Source organism: Pseudobutyrivibrio sp. OR37, assembly GCF_900113655.1.
In the GTDB taxonomy this organism is placed as follows: Bacteria; Bacillota; Clostridia; order Lachnospirales; family Lachnospiraceae; genus Pseudobutyrivibrio.
Genome location: NZ_FOQF01000016.1, coordinates 40946 through 60706 on the forward strand (window position 1 = coordinate 40946; position 19761 = coordinate 60706).

A 19761-nucleotide genomic window follows, 5' to 3' on the forward strand; every position below is an offset into this window, starting at 1 on the left:
TAGAGATTTTGATATACTAATATGGCGTGTGCCATCTGAATGGCACATAGTATTTACAAGGAGAATGATATATGAAAAAGCTAAAAAGAATCCTCTCTTTGGTTCTTGCAGTTGCTATGTTTGCGACTTCTTTTCAGTGCGGTGGAATTGAAGCAAAAGCAAGCGAAGCGGAAACTGTTGTAGAAGCAGAGACTGAGGATACAGCCCAGGATGAAAACCAGGCTGAAGATGAAGTGATAGAAGATGATTCTATCATCGAATCCGAAGATGAAGTGGTGGATGAAGAGCCTATCGCCGAATCCGAAGATTTAGAAATTGTCGAAGAAAACGATGAGCCCAAAATGCTCAAAGATGAAAACTTCGAATTAAAGCTTGATGCTAATGGGGGTACCTTTAATTACAATCAAAAGGTTCAGACTATTACATATCCAAGCACAAATCTAAAATACTCTACACCAAAAAGAGATGGCTATGTGTTTACAGGATGGTATGCAGAGCCAGAATGTAAAACACTTTGCTCAAAGGAAGATGATATAAACGAGCTTAAAGTTACAGGCCAGCAGGATCCATATGATTGGAACGAACAATATCAGCTCATTCAGCAGCAGTACAATGGCAAAACATTGTATGCAGGCTGGGGCAAAGATTTCTACACTGTAACAATCGTTTTGGGCAATCCAAAAGGAACAGATGTAACAAAAGACACAGGTTATATTTGGGATACCGAAACATACTCAAGACAGTATACAGTTACAGCAATGGTTCCAAAGAATAAGGAACTTAAATCTGATTACCTGCCTAATACATGGGACATCCGTAATTCAGATAGACATTATGCTTTTGCTGATTACTATACAGATGCAGCCAGAACAGAGGTCTTTAATCAATATGATTATCATAAACTAGATGGCAACATCACACTTTATGCAGGATATGAGAAAAAGAACAATGTAGTTACATTGCATGCTGTCAGTGATACTGCCTACTTCACAACAAAGTATTTTGATGAAGTCGATTATAAGTCGACAAATAAATATGCTACATGTGTGAAAGGGATTCTTCAGGGAAGTAGCGAAAGCTTTTATCTTGATAATGATTCATTATTAAAAAATACTAATGCAAAATTAGCTGTAGAAGGTCTATATACAGAATATGATGCAAAGACTAATACTTATGGCGGTAAGCGTTACGCTGCCAATGATCCTATTTTTCCAGAAAAGGATATGGATCTTTACATCAAATGGGCGTCTACAAACAAGGCACTCACACTTGATGCCAATGGTGGATATTTCTACAATTCTAATACTGGTGATAAGACTACAGAATTAAGCGAGACTCTTAGAGAATCAGGCAGCAGTAATTACCATGGAAATTACAATTATCGTATATACAATAATGATCTTCATTATGCTTTTGCTGGATGGGCAGAAAGCAAAAATGCCACTGTAGCAAAATATCCTGTGAATATATCTGATGCAGGTTATTACAATTTTGAAGCAAAACTTCCAGCTAAAGACATCACATTATATGCTGTTTGGAAAAAATCATTTAATACAATTACATTCCACGGCAATGGTGGAAAGTTTACTGCACCAGAATATAGTCATGTAATTATTGATGGTGACACCTGCACAGGAAGAGTATTGCAAGGTCAGGCTTCTTATATTGGTCAAATGACAGTATCAAAAGAAGGCTATACATTCCTTGGCTGGTATGTTGATAAGGCGTGCACAAAGGAATCTGATATAGGTGATACATCTTTCCCAATATCTATATCAAAGGATGTTGAAGTCTATGCTAAATGGGCTAGAAATTTCAATGTAACATTTGATTTAGGAAATGGTAAGGCAGTAGAGGGGGAGAGCTACATTCTCTCCGTACCAGAAGGTTCTACTATAGATGCAGCAGGATTAAAGCTTCCAGCTAATCCAGTAGCTAATGATTCCAATAAGGCATTTGCAGGATGGTATGCGGATGCGCAGTTCAAGACTCCTGTGAATAATAACGATATTGTAAATACAGTAGTTGGTAAAGATATTACTTATTATGCAAAATATACTAACGCATATACGGTAACATTTGATGCAAGAGAGGGTAAAATTGCTGGCAGTGACAGCAATGTTTCAACTGTAAAGGTGCCAGAGGGTACAAATATCGCAGGTAGATATCCAACAGTTGTAGCTCCAGATAAAAAGGCATTCAAGGGCTGGTTCACAGCTGATGGCAAGGAAGTAGATAAGGTTTCTCATCTTGCTGTAAATGCAGACATAACTCTTTATGCCAAGTATGCAGAGTGCTACACAGTTACCTTCCATTCTAATAAACCAGGCGTGCTTCTTGATGGAAAATCAGAATCAATCAGTGTAAAGGTAGTTAAGGGTGAACCAATCAGATATGCAGCTGATGGCGCTGATAGGGCAAACATATTCTCAGCACCTACTATCGACTACAAGATGATTGACAAGCAGTTGCCTGTAGTTCATGAGGATTACAATGGATTTGTTCCTGCATATTCTACCAGCAAGGATGGCTCAGGAAAGAGTTATTTCTTTGGTGGAAATTGCCATGAAATCAGAGAATACTTCAAGGATTATACAAATGTTAAAGAAATTGATAGCTATGGCATGGTTCCAACATCTGATATGGATTTCTATGTGATTTGGAATGATGTGGTAACAGTCAAATTTGATGGAAATGGTAGAACATACGTCAAGAACGATTATGTATTTGATAATCTTAGAAATCCTTATGTTAAGATTTCAGATGATTTAAAACAGATATTGGTTACAGTTGCCAAGAAAACATCCTTTAGAGATATTTATTCACATCAGCAGCTTGCTAATAGTAAAACAGCTAGTGGTGAGTTTGCGTATGTTTATAATTGGCATCTGGATAAGGCCGGCAAAAAAGAGATTAATTATGGCGGTTCAATAGATTCCGATATTACTTATTATGCTAATTGGAAGTCATCCGCTACTTCAACAGATTACCCTGTTGTTAAATTACATGCAGGCGAAGGATATTTGGGATCAATTGGTGAGAAGACAGCCAATGTTCAGGTTTATACATATGACTATCATTTTGAAAACGTAATACCATCTCATCTTGATTCAAACAAGACATTCACAGGCTGGTATTTAGATGAGGCTTGCACAAAGCTTTATAACAAAAATAATCAGAAGTACAAGAATGGTTCTTGTTATATTAGATTTGAAAAAAATGTAAAAGATTTATATGCAGGATATGGTAAGGCAAGACACATCAAATTGGATGCCAATGGCGGATATTTTGATGAGGATGTAAATAGATTTAATAATCCTTCCGAGATTATGAAGGACAGTGATGTCTTAATAATCAAGGAACAGTGGGCAGGACAAGGCTTCCTTCTTTCTGAATATGAATCTCGCCTAAGACGTGATGGCGACAAGATATTCTCAGGCTGGTACTTAGACGAAGCTTGCACTAAGCCAGCTAATGTGGTTACAACAGGCGACACAAATCAGCTGTTTAATCCAAAGGAATCAGAAGTAACACTTTATGCGAAGTGGGTTGACTACAAGCTCCCAACAATCAAGCTTAACGAAACAAAGGATATAAAGCTTGATATAAATGGAAAATATAAACTTAAATATACAGCTAATCCAGCAGATTGTGGAAAAATGAGATGGGTTGTACAGAATTTGTGGATTAATGGTACGGAAACCAACCCAATCTCCATTGCAAGTGATGGAACAATCACAGGATTAGAAAACGGCCAGGCTTATGTTCATGCAGAATATAATGGTGTTGTTTCGAATGAGGTCAAGGTAGTCGTTGGAAACAAAGTAGTTGAACCAGATCCAGAGGATGAGCCAGATCCAGAGCCAGAATACGAGCCAGATAAAAAAATCTATGGCCTTTCCGAGGAAGAGCAGTCGCTTTTAGGAAAAAGTATTGTCAGCTTTAGCTGCGATACACCAGATGTTGAGATTTACTACACTTTAGATGGAACAAATCCTTCTAGGGAAAATGGAATCCGTTTCACAGAGCCATTTACACTTACAAAGGATACAACAGTAAAATACTTTGCTTGTAAGAATGGCTATGAGGATACTTCGATTCGAGAAAGAAAGTTTGTCATTGGCTATGATTTCGGTGATGTAGAGGAACAGTATTTATTTAAAAACGCATCCGAGATTCCAACAGGCTTATGGTACTATTTTGAAGATAATGTAAGCTATTGCACAAATGGCGGAATATTAGATATCACCAAGACATACACAGGAAGCAAAATCACACTTGATGGTTTAAAAGTTTATGATGGTAACAAGCTTTTAACATCAAATGTAGATTATACTGTTAGCTACGCCAATAATATAAATGCAGCAGCTGCAGATTCAAAGAAAGCACCAACTGTAACTGTTACAGGTAAGGGCAATTATTCAGGAAAGGCTGTTTTCAAATTTACGATAGAGCCTCAAAGCATTGAAGATGCAGTAGTAGATGTTAGAGATGTACGAGTTAAATTAACCAATTCATCAAAGCTTTCTAATGTCAAGCCGGTTTATACCTTATATGGAAAGAAGCTTACTCTTAATAAGGACTATGTATTAAAGTACTATGATGAAAATGGAGAAGAGATTCTCAATCCTGCAAAGGTACTCATAAAAGACTTTGATACTATATACACTATCAAAGCTGAAGGAAAGCCAGGCAGCAATTACGCTGGAACAATATCAGACGAAAATATAGTTTCTGTAAGGGGCATGTACGAAGTTCCATTTTATAAGAGCATCAAGGATGTAAAGGTGCTCTTCAATGGAAAAACTAGCTTAAAGCTTACTTATGATGCCGTGAAGGATTATGGCATAGAGCCCATGTTTGAGGAGGGTGTTTTCACAGTGAAATATGGTAAGAAGACACTTGAATATAATACAGACTACACTATCGAACCAATCGGATTTAGTAGTGATTGGGGAGTAGGCACTCATGCATTTAGAATAGTTGGTATTGATAAAGGCTTTATGGTAGATGAGGAAACAGGCATTATACAGTCATCTTATCTTGGCGAAAAAAATGTCAGTCTGGAAGTAACTGGCACACCACTTAAGAATGTTAAAATCGCAGGATTAAAGACAACAGCTGAGTTGAACCCTGCAGGAGTATCTTACGAAGCCCTCTTTAATCCGGCAGACAAGAATCTTGATGAGTATTGGAGCGAAACCACTCTTTATACAGTAGATGCTTATAACGAGAAGGTAGCATTGACCCCAGGCGAGGATGGAGACTACGATATAATCTGGAATCCAGGAAACAAGCCAGGTAAATATAACTTAACATTTAAGGGACGTGGAAAATACACAGGCCAGATTGTAAAGCAGATAACACTCACACCAATTAATTTTAAGAATAACGAGAATGTTATCTTTAATATAACAATGGATGAAGCTTATTTATACATAAAAAATGGTGTAAAGCCGGTGTTAGATTCTGTTAAAGTTAGTTTCAATAACAATGATTATTCTGATTTCTTAGAGGAAGGTAAGGACTACACAGTTTCTTACAAGAATAATAATAAAATTGTATATAACTATGAGGATTTAAAGCCTTCAGCAAGACCTACAGTAGTCATCACAGGTAAGGGCTTGTATGCTGGATGGAAGACAGAGAAATATTTCAATATATCAAAAGCTTATGAAGCAGAACTCTCATTTAACAATATTAATTATAATGCTAAAGGGAAAAAGGGCTATTTCTTAAATACTAAGCCAACCATCAAGCAGTATGGACATACGCTTACGGTAGGAAAGAATAAGGATGTTGAGCCATTCAAGGCAAGCGATTTGCGTTATTACTACGAGGATGATACAGAACTTGAAAATGGCAAGGTACGCAAGGCTGGAACACCAGTGAGGCCTACAGACAAAGTCCCAGCAGGCACTGTTATCAGAGTTAAACTGACAGTTCACACATCTGATAAGAGCTGCTTTATGATAGATGGTTACGAACTTACAGCCTGCTACAAAGTAGTTGATTCAACTAAAAACATTTCCGCTACTAAATACAAAGTAGAAATGAAAAATGCCGCAAACTTTATTTACGATGCAGAAACTGGAGTTGTCCCTACAAAGGCTGACAACATTTCAATCTATTACATGAACGGTAAGCAGAAGGTTTACCTTGATGCTACAGACTTTGAAATAGTATCTGCAACAAATAACAAAAATGCTGGCACAGCCAAAATTGTTATCCAAGGCAAGGGCGAATATCACGGCACTAAGACTGTGTCATACAACATTAATAAAAAAGTGATGAAATAACATGATTGACGCAAGTTAATTACCATGTTATACTCATCTAGTTTGTAAAGTGAATAGGGCAAACTCCACGAAAGTGGGGGACGCAAAACTCTAGAGCCTGTAAAATGGCAGTCAGTTGCTTAAATCGAATTTGTGGTTCCCTGTTTTTCAGGGAACCTTTTTTTTGCTCTATCAGGTAGTTTTTTAAAGGAGATGAAAATGAAAAAGCAAATTCTAGCTTTAATAATGGCGGTGGCTATGGTATTTAGCACCCCAATGCCAGTAATGGCAAGTGAAAGCTCAGATGATGTAATCGAGACCCCTGTAGATGAAACAGAGGCTACATCAGAAGAGCCAGAAGAATCATCTACCGAAGCTGATTCAAAGGATAACACTAATGTGGAATCTAATGAAGCTGAAGAAGAATCAGAATCAGTAGAGGAAGAAGCTCTTGAAGAGGAGCTTTTAGTAGAAGAGGATGAGGAAGAGGAACTTCTTGAAGAGAGCGAAGAAGAGGAAGTTACTGATCCTGATGTAACCGTAACATATCAAGGTACATCAAAGAAATTTAAGACATACTATGAGGCAGTTTCCTATATTGATACTTTAGAAGAATCAGACTCAGTATGTGAAATCCTTTTGAATAAGGATATCAGTGAAGCTTCTGCTGGATATGATTATATTATTCCTAATAAGAACATCCCTCTTTTGATTAAGGGTGATGGCGGTGTTAAAAAACTTAATACATTTAACCGCGTTGAATTACATAGTGATACAGAATTCGAAAATATCACATTGGTTCCAGCAGATACAAATCAAGCATACGGAATCAACATGAACGGTCACAACTTTACAGTTTCAAAGGGTGGCGATTATTCTAAAGAAGATTTGTTTGATTTGGGTTCAAAGGGAACATCAATCTATTACGATCTTTCAGGTGGTACCTTCTATACAAAAGATGCTGATTTCACCTTCTTAGAGGTAGGCGTTGATAAGGCTTATATTGAAGAAGGCCATACACTAACTGCAGACAAGAAAGCGTATATCAAGCAATTAATGGGTAAGAAGAATCCATCTAATGATACAGCTGGCCCAGCTACAATCAAAGGTTATAAAGGCACAGAGCTTAAACTTACTAATATATTGACTGAAGATAGTCAGCCAGTACAGATAGGTAGAATCGATGCAGATGGAAATCTTATAGAGATGCCAAATGGTACAGTTGCATTTATAACCGCTGGCCCAACTGACTGGGAGAAGAATCAATTCACTCTCCTTCAGCCAGAAGGAAGCGAAGCCTCTAATAAGGCATATTATGATACAAGCTACTATAACTACCAATATATTGTAGGTGAACATCCACCTATTATACTTGAAGCTTCTACTGAAGCGGGACCTGATGTTCGCCTAGATCAAAATGCATTCAGTGACTGGAATAGCATGATTACATATATCAACAGCCTTGGTGATGTAAATTACCGATATATGGTTGAAGTATATGGTGATGTAGTGGCTACTGGTACAAACATTTTCCCTGACAAGGCGGCTTGGTTTTCTGTATACACATTAAATAATGCAGGGACAATAACAATTGATGGCGATGGTATTTTACCATGCGAGGTATATTTCCAACATGTAGATACCAAGATTGGCGAAAATTGTTCAAAGCTAAATCTTGGAGATAATCGTATAACATTTGATAAGGCTAGTGCGGTTTTAGATTTTTCCAAGGTAGATATTACCTCTAATTATGATTTTAATAGTGGTAATAATTGCATGGCACACATTCAATTAGGTGCAGAGGCTGTTTTTGGTGCAATAAACGTTAATAGTATGAGTGTTTCCTGCCCACAGATAACAATCAAGGTAGTGCCAGGTAAAAAGGCAATAATAGGTTCAATTAGTGGAAACTATAGCAATAATGCACCAGGAATCAATGAATATTACGATACTTACGTAAATGTAGAAGAAGGTGTAGAACTATATTCTCTTGCGATTCATTCATCGTCATTTAGCGGAGAGTCAATACATTACAGAAGAGTAGATAAGAATGGTAAACTCCTTGAAATTAAAAAGGGCGATACACTTTTCTACAACAAAGGTCGTACAAAAGATTTTGAAGGCCTTGTAATTGACCAGCCAGAGGGTGGCGATACAAAGCTTATCCCATGCCTTTCTGGAGAAAATATCGTAGCAGATAAGCTCACAGTTAGACTGGATTCATATAATATAGAACCAGAGGATTACCATCATACAGAGTATTTCCCAACATGGAAGGATGCCGTAGCTAAGGCAGATTTACTGTATAGCTATAGCAAGGATTTTACATTTGCAATTACTATCGAAGAGGATACAGCACTAGACAAGCTTACTCTTCCAAAGGCTCCTGTTACTATCGTAGGTAATGACAAGACAAAGCTTTCATTTGGTGGAGATTTAGCACCTGCAACAGATGTAACATTCCAGAATATCGTACTTGAATCTACAAAATCAGGTGCAAAGATGAATGCTGGTGCACATCAGCTTAAATTCCAGAATGTTAAGTTTAACAATATATTTGCTTCAGTATCAGCTACTGGCAAGGGTAAAATCACAGTTGTTGGCGGCGCTGATAGCCGAGCAGCACTTGAATCAACAGGTGCAATCAACGTTTCTAATTTAACTTTAGTATTCGCTGATGTTACATCAACAACAGGAAGCATTAACGTTTCTAACCTTGCAGAGCTTTCAGGCTCAAAGATTGATGTAAAGACAGCCGCTACATTCAAGAATATTAATTCAATGGATGATAGCAACACAATCACTTACGGTACAAGCTACTCTAACAAGCTTTCTATCACAGGTGTGGTAAATGCAGATGTTGCATCAAAGGATATTACAGCAAAGACAACTGGCGAAAAGCCTTATGATGTTAAGATCAGTGAATATGCTATTAATGTATTACCTAAGTTTTTAACAGCAAATGATTATGCTAGCGCAGATACATATCTTAAGAAGGATATCGTATTTGCAAAACAGGCTCCTGCATGCTACTTCGTAATTGGAAAGAACATTGCAGGCGCAAGCACTACAATTAAGTACGCAACAAAGAAGGTTGCAAATGCACTTCGCATCGACACAGCACCTATCGTATATGCGGTAGAAGTTTTTGAAACCAGCGACCAGGGCAATTGCTCATGGGGTACATTTGCTACTCTAAAGGAAGCATTTGCTGAAATCGACAAATCAGGAAGCATTGCAAAGAATTATATCGTTGCAATCAATCCTACAGTGCAGCAGGACGTTGAGCCAATCAAGCTTACAGATAATCTTACAACAGCTACAAAGGCTGCACAGATTACAATCAAGCCAGCAGATGGTGTTAGCGGAAAATACGAGCTCAAGCTTAAGAATGCAATTACTCTTAAGTCAAATCTCGTTTTAGAGAACATCAAGCTTGCAGACAACCCTGCAAAGAACGGAACAAATACAAAGCTTAATGCTACACTTGGAAAGTTCAAGCTTACACTTAAGAATTCAGAAGTCTCAAACGACAGAATCGGAAACATCACAGGTAGTGGTGTAAATGCAGCTTCAGGATTTATCGTAAGAAACAGTGGCGATATCGTTGTAAATGGCAACATGAACAACGTAGGTACACTTGATTTCGAAAACGGCAAGTTTACAGTTTACGGTAAAACAAACATTGGAAATCTTGTATCAAAGGACAGCACCCGTAGAACATTTGTAGGTACTGCGCAGGTAGCAACCGCAAAGGTAAAGGGACAGGTTGTAGCTACAAAGATTACATCTAACATCACTGTAGCAAACAAGATTGAAGCAGAAGATATTTCAATTGCACCATCACTTGAAATCAAGCTTCTATACAAGGATAAGAAAAAGGGCTATGTTGAGCTTGGAAGCAATGATGTTACTTTCGAAGGCTTCAAGGATGGCACACTTGCTCACAACAATCCTAAGTATCAGATTGTAAAGGCTCCAAAGGCAGCTAACAATAGATTCGTATATACGGATTCATCTGTTGCAGGCGGAAAGCTTGTTAAGAAGAGCGGTTCAATCTTCTATGTAGACAATACTACAGTTGAGGAGAACTATGGATTATATGAAGCAGCTGGTGAGGACGCAACTAAAACAGCTGTAGAGCTCGCATCCTTTGCTACATACAAGGAAGCAATCGCAGAGATTAATGCTATCAAGAATCCTAATGGTATCTATATAATTGTGCCACTTAAGTCTGATAACAAGCCTGAGAATCTTGTAATGCCAGCAGCTAATTGCGCAGACAAGCTTATACTATCAGCAAACCCTGCACGTCCAACAGATAATACATTTAGTATTACAAACACAAGCCTTAACCTTACTTCAGATTTAATGTTTGGCGGAATTACAGTAAAGGCTAGTAAGCCAGTTGCAATCAATGTTGGCCAGCACACACTTGCCATTACATCTGTAAATTGGGATAACAGTATTAAATCAATCACAGGTGCAGGCGAGAACTTTGTCAACAAAAAGACAGGCGCTATGAGCCGTGTAATGATTGAGGGTTCTACAATCAATGTAGATGGAAATGTAACAAAGCTACACGACCTTGGACTTTCAAATTCCGCTACATTGAACGGTCACGGAAAGGTATCTGTTGGCACAATTTATAACAATGGCGCAGGCAATACCATTACAGCACCTTGCACATACACTACAGAAAAAGATAAAAAGACAGTAAAGGCTGTTAAGACTAATATTACTGTAGTTAATGGCTTCGAGAATAGCGGAAATCCTGTAAACTTCAAGCTTGTTTGCAAGGAAAAATCAGGTCAGTATACTGAATTAACACAGCTTGAAAAGAACGGCACAATCGACCTTAGCAAGGTAGTAGCCAGCGCAACACCAGCATTTGAAATCATCAAGACTACTACAGCAGCTGTTGAAGATGCTAGTGGTGTTCCAAGCTTCAACCTTGTTCTTAACTCTACAGTAGCTAGCAAGGCTGCAGATGTAGTTAGAAAGAATGGCGTGCTTTATTACAACACAGCTGTATTTTCAAAGGTTCCAGGTTATGAGCTTTCAGTACTATCACATGAGGGTGACATTATTAATCTTGTAGGTAGATATGCTACATATAATGATGCAATAACTGATATTAACAATAAGCTTCCTATGGCTGAATACAGCCTAAAGGCAAATGCAGAATCAGGTTCCCTTCAGCATCCAGTAGAAATCTACAACATGCCAAAGGCAAACAAGGCACCTAAATTTACACTTACTGCTGATAAGGCAACCAACCTGAAATATAATGGCAACAAGGGCATGACAATAAAGGTAGATAAGAATCAGAGAGTTTATATTGTAAATATCAATTTTGTCTCTGAAGGCAAGGGCAAGAAGCCAGTTAATATTTCATTAGGAAATGGCAGCAGCCAGTATAATTCATTTGACTCATCTATCGATAATTTAAAGAACATTACAGGTAGTGCCAACTCAACAGTTTCCTTTAGCAGCAGCAAAGGGGAATCCCAGTACTACACAGGTACTGTTTCAAAGAATATCAATATGTATGGATATATTTCTAAAAAGAATTAATACTGTAAGGACAGCGAGAATCACCTCGCTGTCTTTTTTTATGCCAGGAACGGCTGCGCTGGTTGCAAAGGGGAAATAAAGGATAAATTGTGAATTTTATAGCGTTATACTTTACATGGCAATTATACCATGATATAGTTTTATAACATAATGGATGAATCCGGGATTATAGGAGTATTGATATCATGAAATTGAGAATGAGACTGTTAAGTTTATTACTTGCTGGTGCTTTAGCCTTCACATCTGTGGATATGAGCGTATACGCTGCAAGTGTAGAGGAGCCAGTGCAGGAAAACGCTGAAACCAGATCAACAGATGATAATGGTAATCAGACCTCAGATGGCCAGCCAGAGGAAGGTGAGCCAGAAGAAGGTGAGCCTGCTACCGAAGAAGGCGAAGCTACAGAAGAAAACGCTGAAGCTGAAGCTGAAGCTGACGCAGAAGCAGAGCCTACAGAAGTAGAGCCTACAGAGGAAGAGCCTATAGAGGAAGAGCTTGTAGAAGAAGAGCTTACTGAGGAAGACCTTCTCACTGAAGAGGAGGAAGAAGAGGAAGAGGAGCAGATTATCAGCTACAACGAAATCACTCCTATCCATACAAAGTACAAGCTTGCTTTAGTCAGTCTCGAAAAGAAATTCCCTAAATATATATACGCAATGACAAACAAGGATGAGGAAGTAAAAATCCGCATCTATGATTGGGTTGCAGTTGATGATTACGATCAGAATCTTGGCGAGTATAAATTCGAGCCAGTAATCGATACAGATTACCAGGTAAGCGAGGACGCTGAAGAACCAGCATTAATGGTGTATGTTGAGGATGAGTCAGATGGTCCTACAGGCTATGTGGCTGATGAAACAAAGCCAGATGTTCCAGTGGTAAAAAATGAAAGCGGATTACTTAAAGCAGCGCTTCCAGATACATATAACAATAAGGACAATCTCCCTGTAATCCGTGATCAGGGCCAAGAGGGAGCTTGTTGGGCTTTTGCTACTATGGCTGCTATCGAGTCTGATTTGATTTCAAAGGGTGAAGCATCAAAGAGCATCGATTTGTCAGAATTACAGATGGCTTATTTTGCTGCCCACAATTTTGATGATCCTAAGAATTGTCACGACAATGATACATTTTCATTTGCAGGTGCGCCAGGCAAAAAGTATTTATCAACAGGTGGTAATACAACAATTTCCACAAGAGCATTGATGAATAAAATAGGTGCAGTCAAGGAAGACTATGCTCCATATTCAATGGGCGCTGATGCTGTACTTGATGATATATTTGCGGTAAGTAGTGATTATGTTCAGCTTTATGATTCTTATGAAATTAACTATGAGAATAAGGACTTAATAAAAGAAGCAATTATGCAAAGAGGTGCAGTTGCTGCATCCTTTTGGGCAAGTGAAGATGATGGCTTTGGACATACAGTTATTACACATGATTCTGAGGGTAAAGTAGTGGAAAAGGAATATAGAGGGGATGCCCATTATTCAGCTACTTATAACTCATTTTATGGTTCATATGAAAATACAAATCATGCTATTGCTTTAGTTGGTTGGGACGATAATTTCTCAAAAGATAATTTCTATGAAGGCTGCAAGCCAGAAGGAAATGGTGCATGGTTAGTACGAAACAGCTGGGGCTTGGATGATTATGGAAAGCAGGGTTACTTCTGGCTTTCATATTATGATGCAGGTTTAAAAAGTAGTGGAAGTGTAACTGCATTTTCGGCATCTACTACCCAGTATGACAATGCCTATTCATATGCTACTGGTGAATCAGTATCATATTATACATTGGGATCATATAACGATGGTGATCCTATTACTATAGAAGTAAAATATTCTGTAGATGCTGGTGAAACAATCGAAGCTGTATCTACTGAAATATTGAATACTAATTCTAAGATTGATGTATCTGTAACAGACGGTAAGAATACGGTTTCAGGCTCTCGTAATGTTGTTGAAGCAGGTAATTACACAGTAAAGCTTACAAGTGGGTTAGAGATAACAGAAAAGACAGATGTTACTGTGACTGTGACAATTACTCCAGCCGCAAATGAGAAACCGTTGTTGTTATTTGAAGATACTGACCCAAATGAAATAGGTAATCCTAATCCAAATAGCAAGGATTATTGCGTTACTACTCATACGGCTAGTATGGACAAAGGATTTTCAGTAAAGCGTGGAAGTAGTACAAAAAACTATAGCAAAGATCCTTTAGTAAGAATCTATACAAATGATGTAACTACTGGTGATGTATCAGGAGAATTAAGTGTATCCGAGGATGAAATTTTAGATTATGGCGGAACTACACACACTGTTACAATGGCAGATGATTCCATAATCAAAGATGCATCAAAGCTTACTTGGTCTGTTGTAGATAATACTATAGCTACAGTTTCAGCCGCAGGTGTGATTACACTTGGCCACAAGAGAGGTTCCACAATTGTTGTGGGTTCTTATGTAGATCCTACTACAAATAAAAAATATGAAGTTAATATACGTGTAACAATTAAGCATTATGAAATTATATATGATGGTGACGGAATCACTGTAGCAGATAAGTACAAGGAGTATTATCCAGGTGATGTGGCAAGCTGCACTTTACCAACATCTACCCAAATAAGAAAGCTAGGCTATAAGCTGGAAGGCTTATATTTAGATGCGGAATTTACAACAGAGCTTACTTCAGAGATACTTAGCACAAAAACAGGAACTGTAACTGTATATCCAAAGTGGGAAAAGCAGAAGGTTGCATTGATGTATGTAAAACCTAATAGTACTTTAGATGGCTATTTAAATAATAATTATACTATTATTAAATCAAATTTATACATGGATTCTTTCCCATATACATTGCCAACAAGAAGTGACTTAGGCTATTATGATGATCTAATTCAGATGGAAGGCTCAACAGGAAAGGTATTCTCTTATTTTTCATGGGATGAGGCAGGAGAACAGCCTGTCAATGTTATTACATTAGACGATGCTTTCGCAGCAGATAATGATCTCAATTCGGTATATGGCTTAATCGTAACACTTTACCCACAGTATAAGGATGATACTTCCGTAAAGGTTACATTCAATCCAAATGGAGGCAGCGTTAATAAATCTAGTCAATCAGTAGAGCCAGGTGAGGCCTATGGAACACTCCCAACACCTACTCGTACAGGCTATACATTCACAGGCTGGCATTTAAATACAGCAAGTGGAGCAAAGGTAGATTCAACTACTATCGTAAATACGAATTCAGCTCATACACTTGTGGCATCATGGGAAGCTAATAAATACACTATTACATTTTATGCTAATGGTGGAACAGTAGATGTGGCTACTAAGGAAGTAACATACGATTCATTGATAGGTGAATTACCAGTTCCAACTAGATATGGATATAACTTTAAGGGCTGGTTCACAAAGTCATTAGGTGGTATTGAATACAAAGCAACTTCAAGATATGATTTCACATCGAATTTATCACTCTATGCACAGTGGACTGAAAAGAGCAAAGTCAAAATTAACTACAATGTAAATTCAGGTGATAGTCTGAAGCCTTCATATAAGGAAGTATATAATGACGAGCCTTACGGAACATTACCAACACCAACACGCACAGGATATACATTCACAGGCTGGCACTATAATTCTGCTGATGGAGACATAGTTACAGCTGAAACAGCATTAAAGTCTAAGTCTGCACATACTATTTATGCGTCATGGGAAGCTAATAAATACACCATTACATTTAATGCAAATGGTGGAACAGTAGATGTGGATTCTAAGGAAGTAACATACGATTCATTGATAGGTGAATTACCAGTTCCAACTAGAGATGAATATGTGTTTGATGGATGGTTTACATCAGCATATAGTGATACAGAATATAAAGCAACATCAAAATGTGATTTCACTACTAATAAGACTCTCTATGCACATTGGACTGAAATAAACAAGGTAAAGATTACCTTTAACGCAAATGGTGGTGACGTAACACCTTCTTATAAAACTGTAAATGAAGATGATGCCTATGGAGATTTGCCAACACCAACACGCGCAGGATACGAATTTGTTGAGTGGCGTTACGATTCTGCTACTGGAGCAAAAGTAACTGAAGAGACACCATTAAAATCAACATCTAATCATACATTAGTTGCTTTTTGGAAAGCTAATACATACAATGTTACATTTGATTCAAATGGTGGCAGTGTAACCACTACAACTAAGAGCTTTACTTCAGGTTCTGGCATATATGATTTACCAACTCCTACAAAAGAAGGCTACATATTTGATGGTTGGTACACTGAAGAGTCAGGCGGCACAGAAGTAAAAGCAGGTGATAAATATACCTACGCAAAAGATATCACCCTCTATGCTCATTGGTTGGAGAAGCCAGCAGTAGAAGTAAAGGTAACAGTATATATCCGTGACTACCGTGCTAGAGTGCTTGATACAAGAGAGATTAAGCAGGGTGAGCCTTATGGCACATTGCCTGAGATTCCAGAACGAAGCGGTTATAGACCGGTTGGTTGGTATTCATCATCAAAGCAGGCGCTAATATCTGAGACAGATATAGTAGGTATGTATACAGAGGATTATGTAACTCCAAGATACGAGGCTATCGAATACACTGCACATGTTATCTTTGATTCAAATGGTGGTAGCGCTGTAGAGCCAAAGACATACAAATGGACATACGATAGCGTTCCACAATTTGGTGAACTTGAGATACCTACTAAGGAAAACGCTGAATTCTTAGGATGGAGTACAGTTCCTACGGTTGAAATTTTTATCGTAAAGGATACAGATGAGATTCTTTTAAAAAACAGCTATGATGCCTCACAGCTAGAATCAGACATCACACTGTATGCAATTTGGCAAGATGATGAGCCTGAAAGAGTTCATGTGCTCTATCATGCTAATGGAGGAACACTAAGTTATGGTTATGAAAGAGAGACTATTGGTGAAAATCTGGTTGTTGGGTCTAAATATTACTTATATACACCATATCGCCAGGGCTACGAATTTGTTGCATGGCACATTAACACTGTAGATGGTCCAATTGTTACAGAATCATCCATAGTAGAGCTTACAGAAGACCACACAATTATTGCTGAGTGGCAGCCAGCATACGTAGATCCAAATGTTAGATATCGAATCCTACTTAATCCTATATCTGATTATGGTACTGTTCCAGCAGATTTGGGAGAGGAAGAGCATGTAACAGGTGAGAAGATAGGCAAATTACCAGCACTTACTTCTGATGAAAAAGTATTTGCCGGTTGGTATTGGGATTCTTTATATACTGATAGGATTACAGAGGAAAGCATTATTCCAAACATAGCTGTTAGAACTATGAACATCTATGCTAAGTGGATTGATAACCCAAAGGTTGCTACTATCACAGCATCAGTGGAGCCAGGAGATGTAGAGCTTGGAACAGTGGTGACTCTTGAGACTGAAACCAACTATGCAACTATCGTATATACGATAAATGGTGGTTCCCAGCAGACCTATAGCGATGGCATTATCTTAGACCAAACAGGTACATACACTATCAAGGCTAAGGCCACAGCTTCAGGTTATACAGACAGTGATGAAGCTACATTTACATACACAGTTAAGGATTCTGACAAGGAATCAAGCAGAATCGAAAACGCTGCTGACCGCGCCGAGTACGAGGCATCGCCAAAGACAGGCATTTGGATTGCAGGAATCCACAATAATACATTTACCTACAATGGTGCTGCATTCAAGCTTACACCAGATGCAGATTTTAGAGTATATGATGGTGTTGAGCTTTTACAGAACAAGGTGGATTACACCTACAAGCTTGCCAAGAACACAAATGCAGGTCAGGCTACAATTTCAATCATAGGTAAGGGCGATTACAAGGGCACTTACACAGATACATTTACAATTGAGCCAAAGCCATTTGATGAGGGCACCACATATATCTTAGCTAAGGATGCTTATCCATACACAGGAAAGCTCATTAAATCAGCAGTCACTGTCAAGGATGTTAGAAACGGCAAGACAGTAACTCTTTCAAAGAACAAGGATTATACCCTTGAATATTTTGATGCTGCAAACGGTCAGGCTACATCAAATACAATGACAGAAAATGCAGGTCAGAAGGCTGTAAAGGTTGTTGGTAAGGGCAACTACGTAGGCGAGCATATTTTAATCTACTATGTTGCAGATAAGACTAAATGCCTAAGCAATGCATCTGTTACTGTAGATTCAAAGGATGTTGTAATCGGCCAGGGCACAGATGACCAGGCAGGCAAAATCAAACTTACTGTAAAGCTTAACGGCAATAAGATTGAGGATGCTGCTCTTGCTAAGTGCACTATCACTTACAAGTATGTGGATATTCCAGATTCTGTGGATTATGGAAATAGAAGCAAGATTGTAACTGGCGGAAATTACATGGTTACAATTACTGGTGATAATCAGGAGCTGGTTGGTTCTGTTACAAAGAAGTTTGCAGTGAAGGGCGGAACAGCTCTTTCAAAGAAGATGATTAGCGGATTTGTAAGTAAGGTGCCATACACAACAACAGCTTACACACAGCAATATGTTGCCGCAGGTCTTACTGAGGGTGTTGATTACATCCTGGTAAGAGATGCATCAGTAAATATTGGTAAGCACACTGATATCTTCTACGGTATTGGCAAATACAAGGGAAAGCTCACATATCAGTACAGCATTGCCGGTACACCTATAAACAAGAATGTAACGGTTACTGTCACAAACAAGAATACTGGTAAGGACTTCTTTGAATATAAGGGCGAGCCATATACACTAGAGGATTTGGCAGTTAAGGTTGTTGTAGATGGTAAGGAAGTAACAGCGGATAACTATGATGTTCAGCTTCCAAAGGACACATTAAATGCAGGTAACAAAAATATAGTTATTGTTGGTAAGAACCTGTACACAGGCAAATACACAAAGAGCAAGGCTTTTGCAATCAGTACTGTAAATCTGGACGATTCTACAAACAGAGCCCGCATCAAGGTAAGCATGGATGAGCAGGTTAAGTACATCAAGGGGGGCACCAAGAAGCTTCCAACTATCACATTTGATAACAAGCAGCTTGATCCATCTGTGGTTAAGACCTGTTTCAACATTAGCTACAGCAACAACACAGGAACAATCGCCAAGAATGCAGATGATAAGGTTAAGGTAACAATTAAGCCAAAGAAGAATTTTGTTGGCAAGCAGGCTTTTGATCCAATCTATTACAGCATAGGACAGAAGAACTTAGAGGATGTTACAGTTTCTGCAGCTGATAAGGTTTACAATGTTAATTCCAGCAAGGTAAAATCTGCTCCAGTACTTAATGATATGGACGATAATGGCAAGCTTAAGAAGCTTGTAGCAGGCACAGATTATGAAAAGAATATTTACTATGAATATGTAAATATTAAAGACCCTATTACAAAGAAGCAGGGCAATACTTATGTGGATGCAGGGCGTGCAGTAGGTGATCCTGTAGATAAATATGATGTTATTCCTGTAGGAACAATCATCCAGGGTACAGTAAAGGGCAAGGGCGCTTATACTGGTGATATTACATTTACTTACAGAATTATCTCAGCTAATGTTTCCAGCGCATCGGTGTCTATTGCAAAGGATAGCAATCTTAAGAATGGCTTGGATTACACAGGAAAGGCTAGATATATCAAGAAGTCTGACCTTGTAGTAAAGTTTGGAAAGAATACCCTTACAGCAAATGATTACGACATTGTAAATTATCAGAACAACGTTAAGAAGGGTAAAGCTACCATTACTATCAAGGGTAAGGGCAATTACGGAGGCACCAAGAAGTACACATTTAATATCAATCCTAAAACAATCACAGTAAAAGCTAATTAATCAATAAAGGTTCTTGTGGGCACTTAATG

At 38.3% G+C, this 19761-nt stretch carries 3 protein-coding genes and 1 riboswitch; all 3 genes read left to right on the forward strand.

The window, feature by feature from the left end; translation table 11 throughout:
* Positions 1-71: 71 nt before the first annotated feature.
* The 3 genes from BM097_RS09060 to BM097_RS09070 all read left to right on the forward strand — a co-directional run bounded on the left by BM097_RS09060 (position 72) and on the right by BM097_RS09070 (position 19732).
* Positions 72-6299, forward strand: a complete 6228-nt coding sequence (locus BM097_RS09060) for an InlB B-repeat-containing protein (RefSeq protein ID WP_090548317.1) — start codon at positions 72-74, stop codon at positions 6297-6299.
* Positions 6300-6346: 47 nt separating this feature from the next.
* Positions 6347-6422, forward strand: a riboswitch (cyclic di-GMP riboswitch).
* Positions 6423-6497: 75 nt separating this feature from the next.
* The gene (locus tag BM097_RS09065; RefSeq protein WP_090548319.1) at positions 6498-11855 is read left to right on the forward strand and encodes a hypothetical protein; all 5358 of its coding nucleotides are present in this window, start codon (positions 6498-6500) and stop codon (positions 11853-11855) included.
* 185 nt (positions 11856-12040) lie between these two features.
* Positions 12041-19732, forward strand: coding sequence for an InlB B-repeat-containing protein (locus BM097_RS09070; RefSeq protein ID WP_090548322.1), 7692 nt, complete (start codon positions 12041-12043; stop codon positions 19730-19732).
* Positions 19733-19761: the final 29 nt, after the last annotated feature.

What these genes read in the sequence shown, in the direction of transcription:
- BM097_RS09060 (WP_090548317.1), top strand. Translation starts at nt 72, where the DNA reads ATGAAAAAGCTAAAAAGAATCCTCTCTTTGGTTCTTGCAGTTGCTATG.
- BM097_RS09065 (WP_090548319.1), top strand. Translation starts at nt 6,498, where the DNA reads ATGAAAAAGCAAATTCTAGCTTTAATAATGGCGGTGGCTATGGTATTT.
- BM097_RS09070 (WP_090548322.1), top strand. Translation starts at nt 12,041, where the DNA reads ATGAAATTGAGAATGAGACTGTTAAGTTTATTACTTGCTGGTGCTTTA.